The 5,568-nt window shown below is 57.2% G+C and carries 6 protein-coding genes and 1 pseudogene; 5 read left to right on the forward strand and 2 right to left on the reverse strand.

From position 1 onward, the window contains the following. Positions 1-29: 29 nt before the first annotated feature. Entirely contained in the window at positions 30-317 is a 288-nt protein-coding gene (locus AC1DVM_RS22250; RefSeq protein WP_477258172.1) for a hypothetical protein, read from the reverse strand. Positions 318-623: 306 nt separating this feature from the next. Here AC1DVM_RS22250 and AC1DVM_RS22255 point away from each other — a divergent pair, with 306 nt between their 5' ends. Beyond that, on the forward strand, positions 624-1,064 hold the full coding sequence (locus AC1DVM_RS22255) for a response regulator (RefSeq protein ID WP_477258174.1): 441 nt from the start codon (positions 624-626) through the stop codon (positions 1,062-1,064). Continuing rightward, entirely contained in the window at positions 1,061-2,296 is a 1,236-nt protein-coding gene (locus AC1DVM_RS22260; protein WP_477258176.1) for a histidine kinase dimerization/phosphoacceptor domain -containing protein, read from the forward strand. Before AC1DVM_RS22255 ends, AC1DVM_RS22260 begins: the two co-directional genes overlap by 4 nt. Positions 2,297-2,366: 70 nt before the next feature. On the opposite strand, the pseudogene AC1DVM_RS22265 reads toward AC1DVM_RS22260, so the two are convergent. After that, a pseudogene (locus AC1DVM_RS22265) lies at positions 2,367-2,525 on the reverse strand (IMP dehydrogenase); the annotation flags it as partial. 455 nt (positions 2,526-2,980) lie between these two features. Here AC1DVM_RS22265 and AC1DVM_RS22270 point away from each other — a divergent pair. The 3 genes from AC1DVM_RS22270 (at position 2,981) to AC1DVM_RS22280 (ending at position 5,450) form a co-directional block, all read left to right on the forward strand. Continuing rightward, entirely contained in the window at positions 2,981-3,382 is a 402-nt protein-coding gene (locus AC1DVM_RS22270; RefSeq protein WP_477258178.1) for a host attachment family protein, read from the forward strand. A gap of 376 nt (positions 3,383-3,758) precedes the next feature. Then, a complete protein-coding gene (locus tag AC1DVM_RS22275; RefSeq protein ID WP_477258180.1) occupies positions 3,759-4,760 on the forward strand; it encodes a sensor histidine kinase in 1,002 nt (333 codons plus the stop codon). Positions 4,761-4,922: 162 nt separating this feature from the next. Continuing rightward, a complete protein-coding gene (locus AC1DVM_RS22280) occupies positions 4,923-5,450 on the forward strand; it encodes a response regulator (protein ID WP_477258182.1) in 528 nt (175 codons plus the stop codon). The last annotated feature ends 118 nt before the right edge of the window (positions 5,451-5,568 follow it).

A 5,568-nucleotide genomic window follows, 5' to 3' on the forward strand; every position in this document is an offset into this window, starting at 1 on the left:
GGGTGGAGCAGCCCGGTAGCTCGTCAGGCTCATAACCTGAAGGTCACAGGTTCAAATCCTGTCCCCGCAACCATCTTTAATTGTCGACCCGCAAAAGCCGGATCCGAAAGGGTCCGGCTTTTTGCATGTCCACCACACAACGCCAGAATGCCGGCCAACTCGCCGCGCAGCTCGACCTTCAACGCGCCATTCTCCGGCACCAGCCGGATCACCTCGATCAGGCCGCGGATCAGGTCGAACGCCTGGTCCTTCGTCGCGGGGTCTTCGAGAAGCTGGTCGAGATCCGAAACCTTCGGGCGCGCCTTCGCCCATATCAAGCGAGGTCATCACTTACAGCTACACGATAAGTTCCGCCATGCCTCCGGCCGTTCACAAAGCGCTCCTCTCACTGAGGTGAAAGCCGCTTGTCCTTTCAGGGCGGCGGAAATCCAGCGCACAAAAACCTTGGCTGGCGAACAGCCTGCACGGCTTGTCTTTCGGGCAGCCTCGCTGGCCGTGAAGCARACGGGGAACGATAGACAGAGACTCGGCAGCATAACGGGCCTATGATGACGTATCCAATAATCGCATCCATCGAAGCGTCCGTTTCCTGCAACGTGATATCGGACCAAGGAGACGCGCGCGTGCTCAAAGTCATGATTGTCGAAGACAACGTCCTTTTGGCTGATATCGTCGAGGATTATCTCGTCGGTATGAGCTACGAAGTGTGCGGAATCGCCACGAGCATTGCAGAAGCCGTCGCGATGGCCGATCATCACACGCCCGATCTCGCCGTGATGGATTACCGGCTCTCCAATGGAGAACTGGGCTCGAAAATACGTTCCCTTGTCCGCGATGGCGACAAGATGGGAATCTTGTTTGTCTCGGGCGATACGCTGACGGACCGCCTGACCAGCCGGGAAGGGGATGCCTTCATGCAAAAGCCCTACAGCATGGCAGAACTCGCGAAGGCGCTTTCGATCGTTCACGAAATCAAGACCGGCGTCGAAGTCGTGGTCTCCACCTTTCCCAGAACGTTTGGCTTGTTAAAGCCGCCTATTCTATTTGCCCCCGTGCTGCCATGAACACCGCGCGCACCATTGAAAAACTTCTGAGACAGCAGGCCGCGCTCGCAAAGTTTGGAAGCTTCGCCTTTGGGGAAGAGGATCTAGACAAGGTTCTTTCCGAAGCCGCGCGCATTTGCGCCGAAAGCCTCGGCGTCCCGTTTACAAAAATCTGTCGATTTAGACCGATAGAGAATGATCTTCTCGTCGTGGCTGGTTACGGCTGGCACGACGGTGTCGTCGGAAACGTCGTCTCGCAGGCGGATGCGAGTTCCACCCAAGGCCGCGCGTACGTGACCGGAAGCCCTGTCATCCTGGAAGACATTCATAAGAACAACAGCTTCGATCTGCCCCCCTTCTATGACCAGCATCATATCGTCTCGACCGTCGACGTATTGATCAAAGGCCGTAACGGGCCGTTCGGCGTGCTGGAAGCGGACTGTGCGGTGCAGCGCACGTTTGACGAACATGACATCAATTTTTTGACCGGCTTCGCCAATGTTCTCGCCGAAGCCGTTCAAACGTCCGACCGGTTTGTCACATTGCAGGCAGCGCTTGTTCAGATGACCGCGCTCATCTCCGAGAAGGAGAGCCTGCTTGCGGAAAAAGAGAAGCTTCTCGAGGAGCGCGACGTTCTCGCTTCAGAATTGCAGCATCGCGTTCGCAATAATCTGCAACTCGTACACGGCATGCTGATCCGTCAGATAGAGCTGGCTGAGCCCGGCGGCAAGGAAAGCATAAGATCGATCGCGCGGCGCGTGATGAGCCTTTCGAACGTCTATGACCACCTGCTGGGCCAAGGGCTGGTGCAATCRATCGATTTCGGCGCCTATCTGAGATCGCTGTGTGAAAATATCGAAAACTTTCAGGAGAAGGGGCCATTCGCGATCCGCATGATCTGCGAAGCGGAGCCGATGACCCTCGATCTCGACACGGTGACGGCCTTGGGCATTATCATCACTGAAGTTACGTCGAATTCCTACCTTCATGCCTTTCCCGCCGGTCCGGGCACAATCAAGGTTTCGCTGAGTGAAAATGAAGCCAGCGGCATACTCAAAATATCGGACGACGGCGTCGGCTTCGTGCCGTCGTCCGAAAGCAAGAGACACGGTGTGGGTCTTATCAAACGCTTGATGGTTCAAGCCTCCGGCACAGCCAGTCTGACCGCGGATAACGGCACCCTCTGGACACTGACTTTTCCGCTGGCATCGACCAAGAGGATCGAACCGGAGCCGGATCGCGACGCGGCGTAAGCGGCCATGGCGCTTGCTGTGATCCGCGCTAGGCGGCAAGCCTGCCGGATCAATCGATGTACCAGCGGCGATTGATCTTGCGGGATAGCACGAGGTCCATCAGGTGGGGCAGAAAGCGGCGCACCGGCGCCGGGCCACCGAGCATGTCGACCTGCCTGAAGAAGAGCTTCTGGCCATCAAACTGGACGCCATGCGGCACGCCGACATAGCCGATCATCGACCCCGGGCGTAGTAACGGAGGTATTGTCTCAGCCGGCGCCTATTGCAATGTGGAACGCTCGTATCAGCCCCAAGCGAACCCCCCAAACCCAGCCAGCAAGGTTGGGATGCACTGACGCCTTGAGGCTCGGTTTTGGCATCTTCTGGAGCGATTGCAGCGCCGACTTCTCGGCCTTGAGCTCGTCAACCCCGCTTCATTGCCGGTTGATACCTCCCGTCTTCGGTCGCTCTCAGTCGTGCGGAGCTCCGGATCCAGCCTAATCCGCCAACTCGACCAGGGTGACGAAGAATGCCCTGTGACGCTGCAGACGTGTTATCGTGCGCCCGTTGCGCCCCCTGAGGCCACGCTGCCCCTTGCCGCTGACAGGTCCGACCTCCGACCACCGTGGCCGGACTTTTGCTCCCCCTGAGCGGCAGTTTTATTTTCCCGCAAGCTTTTGCTTTGCTTCAATCTGGAGAATTCCCATGATGTTACCGAAAGGTACAACCATTGCCGTCGCGGACGGCGAGAAGCTCAATCTGTTTCGCAACGCTGGTGACGAAGCGGGCTTGAAACTGGTCGCAGTGCAGCACGAGCCCGTCGAAACAGACCAAGGAACGAGCACCGGGCGACAAGCGAGCTCAGCCAACCCCGATCATGGGCAGGCCGGAGAGGATCAGTTCTCCGCTGGGATCGTCCAACACCTCAATCAGCAGGCTCTCAGCGGGAAAATCGAAAAGCTGGTGATTGTCGCAGCGCCCCGAGCACTGGGCGAGATGCGAAAGCACTATCACAAAGCGTTGTCCTCCATCATCCTGGGTGAGATTGCGAAAGACCTGACGGGCCATTCGCTGTCGGATGTCGAAAAGGCGATTGCGGCGGGATGAGCATCCATTCCCCGGGACTGCTGGGTGCATCCGATGATCAGCCTCTGAAGGATGCCTACATTCATGCGGCCAAATCGACTGGATACTGATTCAGAGTGACTGCCGGATGGGAGGTCGGCAGGCACGTCGAAAGCACTGTCCCTCGGTCATCCGCTGGCGTCAGCTGGAACGGGAACCGGGCGATCCACGGCGTCCCGCGCTTGGGTGGTGGATGAACAAGGTTTTCTAGAGCCGTACGGGCCTTAGGACAAAAAAGAAACGACGGGGACAGGGATCTGCGTAGTACAGTGCTAGAAGTAATTGTCCGAAACACGACTAGATTCTGATTTTTTGTTCACTATCATCAACGTCTGGTCATTCGAACGCGAGAATTGATATGGCACCAAACAACACCGCGGAACCTCTATGGGACGAACATAATCTGCGCCGCGCCATCCAGGCAGCCGGTGTCGCTCTCTGGTCGTGGAACGTCGATAGCGACGGGTTTGCAATGGACGAACAGGCGTTCACAATGTGGAATGTTCCCCGGAGCGATGAGGTTTCGTTCGAAGATCTATCAGCCCACATCCACCCTGCCGATAGGGACCGCGTGCGGGCAGCATTTGCTGCTACTCGGGGTATTGTCGGGGCTTACGAAATCGATTTCCGCATCATGGTGGGTGACGAGATTCGATGGATATCGGCGCGCGGTCTAGGTGGCGACTCGGGCCTTCACCACCGCCATATGTTTGGCGTGTTCCTCAACGTTACAGGACGCAAGCAGGCTGAGGAAGGACACGAGTTGCTGGCTGGCGAAATGAGCCATCGCGTAAAAAATCTTTTGGCTATAGCAAGCGGCCTCACGCAGATCGCTTCCCGATCAACGACGTCCGCCCCCGAAATGGCAAAGGAACTCACCGCGCGACTAACAGCCCTGGGACGAGCGCATGACCTGGTGCGCCCGCTTCCCGGCCATCAAGGCCAGGCGGCGCTCCTGGGCGATCTGTTGTCTGTTCTGCTCTCGCCATATGAAGACATGGGAGCATTTAGCGGTCGTATCCGTGTCGCGGTGCCTCGCATGGGTGTCGGCGAGGCAACGGCGACCACAATGGCGCTCGTTATTCACGAGCTTGCGACGAACTCCTTGAAATACGGTTCACTCTCCGCAGACACCGGTACGCTCGATGTTTCAGGCTCTCTAGACGATCCGGATGTAACTATTGTCTGGACTGAGCGGGGCGGCCCTTCAGTGCGAGCCCCGGACAAACCGGAGGGATATGGCAGCAAACTGCTCGTTCGAAGCGTGGCAAACCAACTTGGCGGCTCGATAACATACGACTGGTCGGAAGACGGTGTGACCGTCGTTCTGAAAGTGAAGGCGGACAGGCTGTCTGCATAGGCTGGACGGACACGTTTTGTGTCGTCGGGCTCTACGAGGTGAAGTCACGTCACGGAACCATATCCGCCCACTCAGGTTCAACAACATAGTCTAATTGATTTTCATTCGCGTGAGATAGGGCTCCTCCCTCCACACCTCCGAGTGGCGGCGACGGAGAATATCGTGACGATTCCAACATCTCAAAATTCATTCACGGTACTCATCGTAGAGGACGAACCGGTTGTACGAATGCTGACAACCGAGGTGCTAGAGGAAGCTGGATACAGCGTAGTCGAGGCCGCGAACGCCAGCGAGGCGCTGGAGCTCCTCAACGCTCGGGCGGACTTCTCCCTCATGATAACCGACGTTCGGATGCCGGGCGAACTGAACGGATACAGCCTTTCTCGCCTTGTCCTCATGAAGTATCCCACCATGCCAATTATCGTTCTTTCCGGTGACAGCCCTCCTGGAGATGGTGATTTGCCAATTGGTGCGCGCTTTATGCCAAAACCCGTCTCACCATCGGAACTCGTGGATGTGGTGGCTCAGTTCCTCGACAAGTCTGCTTTCGCCTTAGCCCCATCCTCCGGGCACAGCGATGTTTCACAGATGGAAAATTCCTCTGTCGTCGTAGAAATAGCCTTGGATCCCGCTGGAGATGGTTTGAGCTTGGGCTCAGTGCGACCGCTCGCGGAGCCCGACAAAAGCTAAACTTGGTCTTCGGGAGGTATCGTTCGGTTCTCAGCCGCCGCCCACTCTTCCGTTCTGGAGGAGAAGCTGCGTTCGGTCCCCGGAGAGCACGTTGCTCATTTCTACAAGCCTGGAAGTT

This window comes from Microvirga sp. P4_A5 (assembly GCF_056402495.1).